The organism is Blastocatellia bacterium, assembly GCA_016713405.1.
GTDB lineage: Bacteria > Acidobacteriota > Blastocatellia > Chloracidobacteriales > JADJPF01 > JADJPF01.
In genome coordinates this window covers 114,053-128,796 of sequence record JADJPF010000020.1, presented here as the reverse complement: position 1 = coordinate 128,796, position 14,744 = coordinate 114,053, and the positions used below count along the sequence as shown (strand labels likewise).

General features: G+C 31.5%; 10 protein-coding genes. 3 read left to right on the top strand and 7 right to left on the bottom strand.

The window, feature by feature from the left end; translation table 11 throughout:
- Positions 1-53: 53 nt before the first annotated feature.
- Positions 54-1,343 (bottom strand): citrate synthase, encoded by a 1,290-nt coding sequence (locus IPK14_18840; GenBank protein MBK7995354.1) that lies wholly within the window; start codon positions 1,341-1,343, stop codon positions 54-56.
- A 434-nt stretch (positions 1,344-1,777) separates the two neighbouring features.
- On the opposite strand from IPK14_18840, the gene IPK14_18835 reads away from it, so the two are divergent.
- From IPK14_18835 to IPK14_18825, 3 genes are all read left to right on the top strand, one after another.
- Entirely contained in the window at positions 1,778-2,683 is a 906-nt protein-coding gene (locus IPK14_18835) for a PAS domain S-box protein (GenBank protein MBK7995353.1), read from the top strand.
- A gap of 109 nt (positions 2,684-2,792) precedes the next feature.
- Positions 2,793-3,671, top strand: a complete 879-nt coding sequence (locus tag IPK14_18830) for a response regulator (protein MBK7995352.1) — start codon at positions 2,793-2,795, stop codon at positions 3,669-3,671.
- 39 nt (positions 3,672-3,710) lie between these two features.
- Positions 3,711-5,024 (top strand): homoserine dehydrogenase, encoded by a 1,314-nt coding sequence (locus tag IPK14_18825; GenBank protein MBK7995351.1) that lies wholly within the window; start codon positions 3,711-3,713, stop codon positions 5,022-5,024.
- Here IPK14_18825 and IPK14_18820 read toward each other — a convergent pair.
- The 6 genes from IPK14_18820 to IPK14_18795 are packed head-to-tail and all read right to left on the bottom strand — an operon-like array spanning position 5,019 to position 14,624.
- Positions 5,019-7,577 carry a response regulator gene (locus IPK14_18820; protein MBK7995350.1) on the bottom strand — a complete coding sequence of 853 codons (2,559 nt, stop codon included), beginning with the start codon at positions 7,575-7,577 and terminating at the stop codon, positions 5,019-5,021. The two genes, IPK14_18825 and IPK14_18820, sit on opposite strands and share 6 nt — an antisense overlap.
- 25 nt (positions 7,578-7,602) lie before the next feature.
- Positions 7,603-8,637 carry a chemotaxis-specific protein-glutamate methyltransferase CheB gene (gene cheB, locus IPK14_18815; protein MBK7995349.1) on the bottom strand — a complete coding sequence of 345 codons (1,035 nt, stop codon included), beginning with the start codon at positions 8,635-8,637 and terminating at the stop codon, positions 7,603-7,605.
- A 13-nt stretch (positions 8,638-8,650) separates the two neighbouring features.
- Positions 8,651-10,888: a response regulator gene (locus IPK14_18810; protein MBK7995348.1), complete on the bottom strand. Its 2,238-nt coding sequence runs from the start codon at positions 10,886-10,888 to the stop codon at positions 8,651-8,653.
- 20 nt (positions 10,889-10,908) lie between these two features.
- On the bottom strand, positions 10,909-12,639 hold the full coding sequence (locus tag IPK14_18805; GenBank protein ID MBK7995347.1) for a CHASE3 domain-containing protein: 1,731 nt from the start codon (positions 12,637-12,639) through the stop codon (positions 10,909-10,911).
- Between the two features lie 24 nt (positions 12,640-12,663).
- Positions 12,664-13,260 (bottom strand): purine-binding chemotaxis protein CheW, encoded by a 597-nt coding sequence (locus tag IPK14_18800; GenBank protein ID MBK7995346.1) that lies wholly within the window; start codon positions 13,258-13,260, stop codon positions 12,664-12,666.
- Positions 13,257-14,624: a hypothetical protein gene (locus tag IPK14_18795; protein MBK7995345.1), complete on the bottom strand. Its 1,368-nt coding sequence runs from the start codon at positions 14,622-14,624 to the stop codon at positions 13,257-13,259. The genes IPK14_18800 and IPK14_18795 overlap by 4 nt, the downstream gene beginning before the upstream one ends.
- Between the last annotated feature and the right edge of the window lie 120 nt (positions 14,625-14,744).

Here is a 14,744-nt window from a genome sequence, read left to right as displayed (position 1 = left end):
CTAGAAACTTAACTCTAGGCTTTACTATTATGTACACAAATTAATTAAATTAATTAAGAACGTTCGCCCATAGGTATATAATCACGGCTATCATAGCCTAAGTAAATTTGTCTAGGACGTGCAATCTTTTGCTCTTTGTCTTCCATCATTTCTTCCCATTGGGATAGCCAGCCAACTGTACGTGGAATAGCAAAAAGGACTGGGAACATATCTACAGGGAAACCCATTGCTTGATAAATTAGACCTGAATAGAAATCAACATTAGGATAAAGCTTACGTTTAATAAAGTATTCATCTTCTAAAGCGATTTTTTCTAGTTCTAAAGCTATGTCTAGTAGTGGGTTACGTCCTGTTACTTCAAAGACTTGGTCAGCAGTTTCTTTAATTATTTTGGCACGTGGGTCATAATTTTTATAAACACGATGACCAAAGCCCATTAAGCGGCCTTCTCCACCTTTTACACGTTTAATAAAGTCAGGAATATTGTTTTTACTACCAATTTCAGTCAACATTCTTAATACAGCTTCATTAGCTCCACCATGAAGAGGCCCATAAAGTGCTGCAATAGCCCCAGCCATTGCAGCATAAGGATCTACTTCAGAACTAGCAACACTACGCATTGCATTAGTAGAACAGTTTTGTTCATGATCGGCGTGTAGGATAAATAAAACATCTAAAGCACGTTCTAAGACAGGATTTGGTTTATATTTAATCTCTGTCATCTTAAAGAGCATATTAAGAAAATTACCTGAATAACTTAAGTCATTATCTGGGTAAGCAAAAGGAAAACCCATAATATGACGATAGCAAAATGCTGCAATGGTTGGCATTTTAGCAATTAAACGCTCAGTTTCTTGGCGACGTACTTTAGCATCAGAAATGTTTTTTGCTGCTGGATAAAAAGTTGATAATGCCCCTACAACACTAAGTAGCATTCCCATAGGGTGAGCATCATAACGGAAACCATCTATAAATTTTTTAATATTTTCATGAATCATTGTGTGATTGGTTATTTTATGTGTCCAATCAACAAGTTGCTGCTCGGTGGGCAGTTCGCCATTAAGTATCAAATAAGCGGTTTCTAAATAAGTACTTTTTTCTGCTAATTGTTCGATTGGATAACCTCGGTAGCGCAAAATTCCTTTATCTCCATCAATAAAAGTTATTTTGCTCTTACAAGAAGCAGTATTAGTAAAAGCTGGATCATAACTCATTAATCCAAAATCATCGTCATCTACTGTAATTTGGCGTAAATCCATTGCCTTAATAGTGCCATCTTTAATAGCGATTTCATAAGTTTTACCAGTACGATTATCCGTAATGGTCAAGGTCTCTTTGCTCATGCAGTTAGATTTCCTTTCCGCGACGTGTATTAATTAAGGTAGAGAGGTTAAAAACGCTTATTATAGTAAAGACTTTATTATATTTATAGCCAAGCCCGCTAAATATCCTTAACTTATCAACTTTGTACTTTTATTTACTAGTGTAATGATACAGAAGATTTACCTGGTTTATCTAGTTAATAATTAAACCTGCCTAGATATATTACTTATAGAAAAATTATTTACAATATTTTTATTTTTAAGTTAATATGGATTCCTTAAAAGCACATTAATATATAAGAGTTTACTCGAATATTTAACTTTAAAGTTTTGTAACAACCTTCTAAAAAAGGCCGTTTTGATAATAACAATTAAAAATACTAAAAGCTACCTAGTAGCATTTTTAGCAATAAGAGTTTTATCATAATTTCGTCTTCTATAGTATTATTGAAGATATGAAATCAAAAGAACTTAAAGCAATAGAAGTTGTTCAAGAGCGTTTTAAAAACCTAATTGACTCCAACATCATTGGAGTAGCTTTTGGTGATATTCATGGCAATATCAAAGATGCTAATGAGTCTTTCTTAAGTTTAATTGGATACACAAAAGAAGATCTACTATCAAATAGCCTAAATATTAGAAAAATTACGCCTGAAAAATATCAAGACCTTTTTAAGCAAACAGCTAAACAGTTATCAACAGGAAAAAGTTTTGCTACATTTGAAAAGGAATATATTCACAAAGAGGGTAGACTTGTTCCTGTATTAGTTAGTGTCGCCACTTTAGACGAAAACCATCAAGAAACCGTGGCATTTATTCTTGATTTAACCAAGTGTAAAGAAGCAGAAGAAAAAATAAAACAACAAGCAGCACTTTTAGATATAACTAAAGATGCAATTATTGTTTATGACTTTGAAAATACTATTTTATTTTGGAACAAAGCAGCAGAAAAAATTTATGGTTGGCCCTCTCAAGAAATCGTAGAAAAGGCAGATTATAGCGAGTTATTTAAGTCTGATCAGGTTAATTATAATGATTTATTAGAAATTCTCCTGACGGATGGTTACTGGGAAAAAGAGCTAGAACTACAAACTAAAGATAATAAAATTATTATTGAGTGTCGTTTAACGCTAATGTATGACAGTAAAAATGTGCCTATATCCATTTTGGCAGTACATACAGATATTACAAAAAAGAAAAAATTAGAGACTCAATTCCTACAAGCGCAGCGTTTAGAAAGTTTAGGAAAGTTAGCAAGTGGAATAGCACATGATTTAAATAATATTCTTGCTCCAATTTTAATGTCTACAGATTTACTAAAAAAAACAAATTTCTCCAGAAAAAAGTGCCTCTATCATTAATATAATTGAAAGTGTTACTTTACGTGGGGCAGATCTTGTAAAACAAATTTTAGCTTTTGCTAAAGGAGCTAAAGGAGAATTTGCAGATATTTCTGTTAAACATATTTTATTGGATATAGAAAAAATACTTTTACAAATTTTTCCAAAATCAATAAATACTTCTATAAATATTGCAAATAATTTATTTAATATTTTTGCAGATGCAACACAGATTCATCAACTTTTGATGAATTTAGCAATAAACGCAAGAGATGCAATGACTGAAGGAGGAAACCTAGAAATTAAAGCAGAAAACGTTGTTATAGATTCTGCTTTTGCTGTAACAACAGAAATACCGCCAGGACAATATGTACTTATTTCTGTTAAAGATACAGGTATTGGAATTGCACCTGAGCATATTAGCCAAATTTATGATCCTTTTTTTACTACTAAAGAACCTGGCAAAGGTACTGGTTTAGGTTTATCTACGGTCAGCCTTATTATCAGCCATCATAAAGGATTTATTAAAGTTTCTAGTGAGCTAAAAAAAGGCACTATATTTAAGCTTTATTTACCTGCAAGCAATTCACCAAGTCTTCAACCGTCACCACAACAAAGCGTAGATGCAAAAAACTTCTATGGTCAAGGTAAATTAGTATTAATTGTGGATGATGAATTATCTATTCAACAAATAACACAGGCATCTTTGGAAAGCTTTGGATATAAAACACTTGTAGCAAGTGATGGAGTAGAAGCAGTTGCAACTTATGCAGAAAATAAAGACTCTATTGAGCTAGTAATTACAGATATGGTAATGCCTATAATGGAAGGTGCTGTAATGTTACGAATAATGGAAAAACTTAATCCAAATATCAAAGCTATTATTTCTAGTGGCGTTATTTACAGTAAATCAACTACATCAATAAATAATTGTATTAAAGCATTTTTACCAAAACCATACACGGCTGAGGAGTTGTTAAAAACTGTTTCTAATGTTTTATCAGAATAATTTATCAGCACAAATAGCTTACAAATTTTAGGAGAGCGCATGTCTAGAGAAGTCATCAATATTGGTTTTTTAGGATTTGGTACGGTTGGATCAGGAGCAGTTAAAATTTTGCAAGAACATAACACAGAAATTTCTAAACGTCTTAGCCCAAAACTAAAAATTAAAACTATAGCTAGTCCTAATATTGCAAACCGTGACACTAGATGGGTAAAGGATAATGTAAGTTTTACAACAGATGTGACTCAAGTAATAAATGACCCAGATATTGATATTGTTGTAGAAGTAATGGGAGGGCGCGAGCCTGCTAATAGCTATATTCGTCAAGCAATGGCTCAAGGTAAATCCGTAGTAACAGCTAATAAGCTTTTGCTTGCTAGCGATGGCCCAGCACTTGCAGAACTAGCTCAAAGTCAAAAAGTATCTTTAGCCATAGAAGCTTCTGTAGCTGGTGGAATCCCAATTCTAAACGCAATTAGAGAAGGTATAGCAGCAGAAAAAGTAGTTTCTATTTGTGGCATCTTAAATGGAACAACTAATTTTATTTTGACAGAAATGGAAAATTCTGGAGCTTTGTTTTCCACTACACTTGCAGAAGCACAAAAACTAGGTTATGCCGAAGCTGACCCTACTTTAGATATTGAAGGCTTAGATGCTCGTGACAAACTAGCAATTTTGACAATGCTTTGTTTTGGACGTTATGTAGATGTTAAAAAAATCCCTACACAAGGAATTACTAAACTTACTCCAGCAGATTTTGCTTATGCTGCACAATCGCGCTGTACAATTAAATTAATTTGTAGTGCTAGACTTGTAAATCAAGAATTAATACTTTCTGTTGCTCCTACATTAGTACCTAGAAATAGTCTGCTAGCCAAAGTAAATGGTAGCTTTAACGCCATAATGTTAACAGGTGAAGCAGGGGGACAAACTTTTTATTATGGTCGTGGTGCTGGTAGCGGCCCAACTGGTGTAGCCATTGTTTCCGACATTATCCGCATTGCTAGAGAAATAGCTGTTAATAGCCCTGGCATTTGCCCAACTTTTGGCTATCAAAACCTTGTACATCAAGAAGAGATAGCCATTTCTTCCAAAGCTTTAGCATATTTTTTAAGATTTACTGTTGCCGATAAGCCAGGGATTATTGCTAAATTAGCCACAATCCTTTCAGATAATAATATTAGCCTAGATTCAATTTATCAGGAAAAAGTATATAAACAGCGAGATTATTTATCTTTTATTACAATGCTTGAACCTACAACACAACAACAGCTAGCCAAAGCTTTAGAAACTATTCAAACTCTTGACTTTTTAATTGAGCCACCTCTTGTTTTACCCATTGATGATAGCTTATAAAAACTTAGATTTATAAATTATCAATTGCTCTTTAACTAGCTCAAACTCTTTGGTTAATAGCTCACAGAGTTGTGAACTATTTGTTAATTCACTTGAAGATATTTGTTTTTCTAAATTACTAAAAGCCTTTAATAATCGGCTAGCTCCCATATAACCGCAAGAACCTTTTAAGCTATGAGCTATTCTTTCAACTGTTTTTAACTCCGCAGTCAAAATAGCTTTTTTTAGCATTATTAGTTGCTGTGAGCTTTGATTTAGAAAAGAGTCTATTACTTCTATAACTAAAATAGTATCGTCTTCATCCGCAAGCATTTGCAAAGATTCTAAAATATTTAGGTCAAGTACTGGCAAGTTTTCATCTAAAATTTTTATTTCTGGTTTGCTATTATGACATTTTTCTAAAACTTGTTGTAACTCGTTTATATCAATGGGTTTACTAACATACTCATCCATCCCAGCAGCTAAACATAGATCTTTATCTTCTTGTCTTGCACTAGCAGTCATAGCAATAATTCTAGGTCTATCTATTCTTTGCGGCCATTGTTTTAAGATAAATTTTGTTGCTGCTAGTCCGTCCATTTCTGGCATTTGGACATCCATTAAAACTACATCATATTTTTGCCGCATTAGCGCATCTATCACTTCTAAACCATTAGCTGCTAAATCTGCACGATATCCCATTTTGCTTAAAATTAATAATGCCATTTTTTGATTTATTAAATTATCTTCTGCTAGCAGTATTTTTAATGGTGTTTTTTGCCCTAAAGCTTTATCAAATGTACTACTTATAATTGGTGTTGTAGTTGTTTTGTTAAGCAACATATCATTAAGAGCTTCAAAAAGTTGGTCAACTTTAATTGGTTTATGTAAAGCTGTTTTAGCTTTTGCTTTATCAAATAAAGCTACTTTCTTGCTTTCTCCTACTGGGATCAATAATATGATAGGTAAGCGTAGGGCAACTTTTTGTATACTTTCAATTAATTCTTTATTGTCTATGTCTACTAAATTTGTATCTAAAATAAATAAGTCTAATAGTTCTGATCCTTTAATAAAATCTAGTGCTTGAGCCAAGTTATTTGTAGTTTTAGTGGTTATTGCCCAAAACTTTAATTGCTTTTCTATCATTTCCTGTCTAGTAGCATTACTAGTTGCTAATAATAAATTTTTACCTAAAAACTTAGTTAAATTAGGTTGTAAATACTCTGGAGTAGGACTTTCAGAGCTAAAAGCACTAATAGTAAAGCGAAAAGTTGAACCCTTGCCCATTTCACTTTCTACACCAATTGCCCCCCCCATCATTTCACATAACTGTTTACTAATAGCTAGTCCTAAGCCTGAACCACCATAATGACGAGCAATAGAACTATCTACTTGAGTAAAAGACTTAAATAATTGGTTAATTCTATCTTTTGGAATTCCAATCCCTTTATCTTTAACAGAAAATTCTAATTTGTAAGAAAGTTTTTCCCCTATTTTGCGTTGTTCTAACACTTTAACAAATAAGGCTACTTCCCCCTGGCTAGTAAATTTTATTGCATTGCTTAGCAAATTAACCAAAATTTGACGAAGCCTAGTAACATCTCCTATTAAATTATTTGGTACAAATGGATCTATAAAATAGACTAATTCTAATGCCTTTTCATTTGCTTTAGAGGCCAATAATTCTAATGCACTTTCAACACAACCTCTTAAATCAAACGTGGCATGTTCTAATTCAAGTTTGCCAGACTCAATTTTAGAAAAATCTAAAATATCATTGATAATTGAAAGCAGCGAATCCCCACTAGTGCGAAGTGTTTTCACATAGTCTAGTTGCTCACTATCTAGACTTGTATCTAAAAGTAGTCCTGTAAATCCAATAATTGCATTCATTGGAGTGCGAATTTCATGACTCATATTTGCTAAAAATTCTGATTTTGCTTGAGTAGCACTTTCAGCCAATTGTTTAGCCTTTTCTAATTCTTTGGTCTTCTCTTCTAATTGCTGGTTTAGTTCTGTTAATTCTATTTGTTTTTCTGTTAATTGCTGTGTTTGATAAACAGCATTCTCAAAAGCTGAAATTAATAAATCTAACATTTGTTGTTGATCAGACTTAAACATATATGTCTGACCAGAAAAATGTAGCTTAATTCCTTCATTTACAACATCATCTCTACGTAATTTTTGAGTTGTAAGAATATCTCTAATTCGAGCAAGTAAGTAACTTTCTTCATAAGGTTTTCTAATAAAATGATTTGCCTCAGATTCTAAACTTTTTATCACATCCTCAATGCTAGAGAGGCTTGTCACTAAAATAATAGGAACATGCTTTAATGATTCATTAGATTTAATATAACGACACATCTTATAACCATCCATCACTGGCATAACAATATCGCTAATAACTAGCGTTGGACAATGTTTCATCATTTCATCAATTGCTAATTGCCCATTATAAGCAACTCTTACCCTATAATTATAACTTTCTAATATATATCTAAGTTGTTCTGCTTGTGTGCGACTATCTTCAACAACAAGAATTTCTACTGTCTCATTAGAGAAATTATTTTCCATAAACTAGCTACCCTTGATCTATTTATTATTTTGTTAAAATTTTTAGTAATGAAACAATTTCATCTGGAGATAAAACATAAGTAGTAGCACCTAATTTAACAGCTTCTCCTGGCATACCATAAACAACCGAAGAAGTTTCATCCTGTGCAACTGTTATTGCTCCTTTGTCTTTTATCAACTTTAATTCTGCTGCTCCATCCTTACCCATTCCCGTAAGTAAAATACCTATTACATTATTAGAAAAATTACTTGCTACAGAACGAAATAAACAAGACACGGCTGGCCGTAGTCCGTTTTCTGCTGGATCGTTAGTAAGACTTATTTTTTTATCTGGTGTTATTTGCATATGAAAATTATCTGGTGCTATGTAAACCTGTCCTAGCAAAACACTTTCATTATTACTAGCAATTTTACAGGGTAATTTACTAGAAACCTTTAACCATTCAGCAAGCATTTTTGTAAATCCAACGCTAATATGTTGGACAATTAGAATTGCTGGAGCAAAATTAATTGGCAGTCCAGAAAGTATTTTTTGAATTACTGGCGGGCCTCCTGTAGATGCACCAATTACAACCAAGTCAATATTTGCTAATGGTTTAGAAATAGGTTTAGAAATAATTTTTTTTGGGAGAATACTATCTTTTTCTCCAACACGTTTAATTACTTTTATTTGAGACATTAGCCGAATCTTTTGCACTAATTCTTGGCTAGATTCTCTTTGTTCTGGATGACCAATAGCATAAGGTTTGGCTAATACTGTTACTGCACCTGCTTTTAAGGCTAGAAAAGGAATAGTATCATTAGTAACATCACTACTACTAATAATAATAATTGGAACTGGGTTTGTTTCCATGATTTTGCGAGTAGATTGGAAGCCATCCATTTTAGGCATATGGATGTCCATTACTATCACATCAGGCTTTAATATTTGTGATAACTCAACGGCTTCTTTACCATCTTTTGCAACACCTAAAATTTCAATGTCTGTTTCTTGGCTTAGAATATAACTTAAGTATTCTTTATCTACCAAAGAATCTTCTGCAATCAAGACTTTTATCATTAAAGAGCATTCCTTAGATAAATTTTTCCACTACAGCTAATAAATTGCTTTGCTCAAAATCACTTTTGACAATATAAGCACTTGCTCCAACATCTATTCCCTTTTCTCTATCTTGGCGTGAATCTAAGCTAGTAACTAAAATAATAGGTAAATCTGCTAGTTTCTTATCTTGTCGAATTTTTGTAGTTAACTCAAAACCATTCATTTTTGGCATCTCTATATCTGATACAACTAAATCAAATTCTTCATTTTTTAGTAAAACAAAAGCTTCTAGGCCATCAACAGCAGTTTTTACTTTATAACCAGCCATTTCCAAAATATTTTTGATTAACATTCTAGCCGTTATAGAATCTTCTGCTACCAAAATAGTAGATTGCTTCACATTACTTTCCTGGGTATCTATGCTTCGATAATTACCTGACTGTTTAATTGCTGATTTTATTAAATCAGTAACATTTAATATTGGGACAACTTTGCCGCTACCAAGTATTGTTGCGGCAGAAATATTACGAACCCTAAGAAGTTGTTTTCCCAAAGATTTTACTAAAACCTCTTGCTCACTAATAACATTATCAACAATAAAGGCAAGTTTATTTTCACCACTTCTTAAAACTAAAACTATAATATATTCGCTTTTGTCAATATTTGGTGATAAAGATAATATATCGCTTAAGGCTATTAAGGCTAAAGTTTGCTGGTTAAAAAAAATTACCTCTTTATTTTCAATTGTTTTTATTAATGTCTTTTTTATCCTTAAAACTTGCTCAACATTAATAGTAGGAACAATAAAAAGTTGGTTTGAAATAGAAATTAAAACCCCTCTTACAGTAGCTAAACTTGCAGGTAGTAAAAGCTCAAGTGTTGTTCCTACTTGATCTTGACTGTTAATGACTAGACTCCCACCTAGGTTATCAACTTTTTCTTTTACAATTGCCATACCCAAACCACGACCGGAAATATCTGTAATAATTGGGCTTGTACTAAATCCAGATTCAAATATTAATGAAATTGTCTCTTGAGGTGACATAATTTTTGATTGTTCTAAAGAAATTAACTTTTGTTTTAAGGCTTTTTCTTTTACCTGTTCAATATTTATTCCTCTTCCATTATCAGAAACAGCAATTTTTATTTTGTCCCCTTCTTGAGAAATTACTAATTTAATCTCTGCTTTAGCATTTTTTCCTTGTTGGACGCGAATGGACGGTGTTTCTATACCATGATCAATACTATTACGTAAAATATGAATTAGTGGGTCTTTAATCTGCTCTAAAATACGTCGATCTACTTCTATGTTGTCGCCTTCAATTATAAAATCTATTTCTTTATTTTGCTCTCGACTAATATCCCTAACTAGTTTAGGAAAAATATTTGTTTGAGTAGAAAAAGGTAGCATTAAAACTTTTTTCATATCCTCTAACAAATTATCTACTAAATGATAAGTAGTGCGTTTGTCTCCTTCTGCTTTAACTATTAAATTAGATAGCTTATTTTCTAATATTTGAACCTTATCAAAATTATATTTTATTAGATCAACTTGATTATTTATTGGCTTATTATGTAATGATTTAGTGTCTAAATTTTTTAGCTCTTCTTGCCAGTTTACTAATATATTTTTAAGCTCATTAAGTTCGCTAACTTGCTGGTTTATTGTTAGTTTAACAAAAATTAATTCCTCAGTTTCTAACATTAATTTATCTAATTTTTCTGTATTAACTCTAATAGTATCTGCAAAGCTAATTTTATTAGTCTTTAAGACATTATTATCTATTTCAGTAGATTTTTCTTTAATTAAATTTTCTACTATTTCCTCTTTAACTTTTTCTTTTTCAATAAGCTTTTCTATTGTTTTATTTTCCCTACTAATTTCATTAGTTGCTATAGGGTTTGCTATTTCAGTTTTTTCTTCTGTTTTATCTGTTAGAAATAGCTCTTTTTTTAATTCATCTAGTTTTAGTTGTAGACTATCAAATAATTCTTGGGAAAAACTAATTTCTTGCTTTTTTAATTTAGCAAAAGTACTTTCAAGAGCCTGGCAAATACTTTCAACATTTCTTAAATTAACCGACCTTGCCGCGCCTTTTAAGCTATGGGCTTCTCGAAAAATAGTTTCTAAAATCTCCTGCTGATTTTCTTTACTAGGGCTTTTTTCTATTGCTACTAAATTAGTAACAATAGAATCTATTCGCTCTTGAGCCTCTAATTGAAACATTGCACGAAGTCTTTTTAAGAATTCTTCTTCTTTACTAGCCATTCTTTCAACCTTTATTTAAATTAGGGTTGATATTTTCTAATTAACTCTTTTAATGTATTTCCTAGTTTATCCAAATCTTTTACAGTTAATTCAGCTTGTTTCATAGCAATAACATTTTGCTCACTAGCTTCTTTTATATTTTGCATAGCCAAAGAAAGTTGATCCATTCCTATAGATTGCTCTTGAGCAGAAACAGTTATTTGAGTAATAGATTTTGCATTTTCAGCAATAGTTTTCGCTAAAGATTTTATAGATTCTCCTGCATTCATTGATTGTTTAACACTTGTTTCTACAGCTTTACTAGCTTTTTCCATTGACATTACTACTAGATTAGTAGCTTTTTGAATATCAACTACAATAGTCTGTATTTCCTTAGTTGCTGTCTTAGATTGATCTGCTAGATTTTTTACTTCCTGTGCTACTACAGCAAAACCTCGTCCTTGTTCTCCAGCACGAGCCGCTTCTATTGCTGCATTGATAGCCAAAATATTAGATTGATCCGCCAGGTCATTAACTGTAGTAATAATATTTCCTATTGCTTGACTCTGCTCGCTTAACTTAACAACATTGCTTGCAACCATTTCTGTTTGTTCTCTTAACTGATTCATCATTGCTACTGTATCATCAACCGATTTTTCCCCTATTTTAGACACTTGAACAGCTTTTTGAGAGCTTTCTGCTACCATTTTTGTTTGCTGATTAACAAATTGTGAAGTTTGTTTTACTTCCTCAATAGTTGTAACCGTTTCATTAATGGCTGTTGCTGTTTCTAGTGCAGCCGAAGCCGTTTGGCTAATAGAAGCTAGCATTTGAGTTGTAGAAGAAGAAATAACTGCTGTACCCTGTTGAATCTGAGTTGTAGTTAAATGTAGATTTTTTAACATTTTAACTAATGATTGAGTCATTATATCTTTTTCTGATTGTGGCTTTATCTCAATGCTTAAATTACCATTTGCAATTTCTTCAGCCGCTTTAGCCGTATCATATAAAGACTTACTCATATAATTAAAAGTTTGTGCTAATACTCCTACTTCATCCTTGCGTATAGTGTTTGCCTGCAAACTTATATTTAGCTCACCACCAGCAATTTTTTCTGATGCTAAAGAAATTTCACTTAACGGGCCTGTTATATTTCGTGTGATTAAAATCCCAATAAAAAAAAGTAATAATGCTGCTAGTGGAATGCCATAAATAATTGTGGAAAAAGTTGAGGCTATTGCTAATTCTGCTTCTTTTGTTCGTTGTACTAGTAAACTTGTTTCTTCTGATTTTATATCTGCAATTAGCTTGCGGATACTATCCATTGTTTCTTTACCCTTTCCTTGTAAAACCAATGGAACTGTTGCTTCAAGACCTTTATCTTTACGTATAAGAACTAGTTCTTTGATAATACTCATCCTGTTATCAATTAGCGGACGCAGTAAATTAAGTCGATTTTGTTGTGCTGGATTATCAATAACAAGTTTTTCTAGGTCTAAAAAAACCTTATCAATATTGTCTAAAGCAAGGTTGTAAGGTTCTAAATAGCTTTCATTACCAGTAATTATATAGCCTCGTTGCCCGCTTTCTGCATCCTTTAATAGAGATATCAATAATTCTGTTTTCTCTAGGACTTGATAAGTATGCTTTTCTAGTTGATTAGTATTAACTAGCTCACCAGTATTGCGATAAGAAATCATACCTATCGTTAATAACATTAATAATGCTAGTGCATACCCAGCAGCAATTTTTGTCCCAACTGACCATTTCATAAATAACTTGCTCTCCTAGAAAAATTATTCTACTTCTTCATTTACAATAATTTTTTTATCCATCAATAGTTTAACAATATCTAACACTATTAACTGATCTTTAGTAATACCAATTAAATATTTACTTTGTTTTTCGTTTAAAGTAGGAAGTGAAGTTTGTAGCTCTAGCAAAGAGATCCGGCTTTCTCCTATTACATCATCAGCTAAAAAGGCTAAAGTCATTTCTCCAACAGACACAACTATTAACTTAGGAGAATTTTTTATATCAGCATCTGACAAGTTAAAGAACGTCTTCAAATTCATAACAGAGAGAATCTGCCCACGTAAGTTAGTTATGCCTAAGATAAATTTTGGTGCTGTAGGTAAAGTTGTTAAATCAAGCAAAGGCTGGATTTCTTGAATATAAATAGATTCAATTGCATATTTTTCTTTAGCTAATAAAAACTCTACAACAGATAATGTGTTAGCTATTTCTATTTCTTTTATTGGTTTAGCTAATCTTTCTGTACGTAATTTTAAGATATTTTTTATTTCTTCTTCACTATCTTCTTCATTAATTACTAGCTTGGTTTGCTCTTCTATTTGTTTATATAATAAATTCCAATCTATTTGTCTACTCATATATTAATATTTTTTATCATCTCTTTTACTATTTCTGTTAGCCTACCTACAGTTAAATCTAATGTATTAGGTATTAGATCATTTGGTGAACATTTTCCCATCAATAGCAATAATTTATTTAGATATTTATTTGCTTGGGTTAAGCTTGGTTGCTTATAAGCTAATTTAGCTAAATGAAAATAAGCGAGCATAAAATCCGGTTCTAGGTAAAGAACCTTTTTTAGTGACTCTATTGCTAATGAATCGTCTCCTTTTTCAATTAAAATGGTAGCTAACAAGTAATGATAATTAGGCTCTAACTTATTGATTATAATAGCTTTTTCGCAATACTCTTGAGCTTGCCCTAAAAAACCTTGATCAGCTTGCTTTTGAGCTAACTTAAAATAAGTTTGATCTGATTTTTCATTTATTTCTTCCTCTAACCCTACTTGATCACTTTTTTCTATATCAAGTTCAAAGAAAGTTTCTTTTTCAAGTTTATCTAAATCACTTACTTCAAGATTTTTTACTGTTTTTTGATGCAAAATAGTTTCTGGAAAATGGACTGCTATAAATTGGCTTTTATTTAACAATCTAGCCTCTGTAGAACTAACAATTAACCATCCGCTAGATTTTAACACTTTATAAAAATGCTGAATAATTTTTGTTTGACACTCTAAGGTTAAATAAATCATTACATTACGACAAAAAATTATGTCAAAACTATTAGCAATATTAAAATGTGTAGGATAAATTGCCTGGGCTAAATTAAGGTATTCAAATTTTACAAATTTTTTTAACTCTGAAATTATTTCAAATTGATTTTCATTTAGCTCATTAAAAAAAGTTTTTTTATCAGTAACTTCAATAGCACGAAATGACCAAGGGCTATAAAACCCTGCTATAGCTTTCTTTAAGCTTGATAAACTAATATCACTAGCAAAAATAGTTATATCCCAATTATCAAAATTCCCTAGCACTTTTTTTAGTATCATTGCAAGGGTATAAGGCTCTTCACCTGTAGAACAACCGACACTCCAAATTTTAAGCTGTTTTTTTGTGTAGCATTGCTGCTTAATAATTTTTGGTAAAATTTCTTTTTCTAAAATCTCTAAAGCTTTTTTTTCTCGAAAAAAATATGTTTCTCCTACTGTAACTTTTTCTGCTAAATCTAATATATCTTTGTGTGTTAGCTCAGTTGAAAGTAAAAAGTCTATATAAGTTTCTACATCTAAAAAACCTGCTTCTTTAGCAACTAAATCCATAACTCGATTTAAGTCTATTAATTGTTTGTTAGAAAAAGACATGCCCATTTTTTTAGCAATAATTTTACTTAATTTCTCTAATTTTAATAACTTATTGTCATTATTAATTTGATAGCTCATATTTTATAATTATGCTAATTTATGTAGTACTATACACTTACTCAAACTACTAGTTAAAATTATTTTGCTTTGATTTAAGCAAAGATGTAAAGTTATTTTTTTCTAAAACGACTAATTATA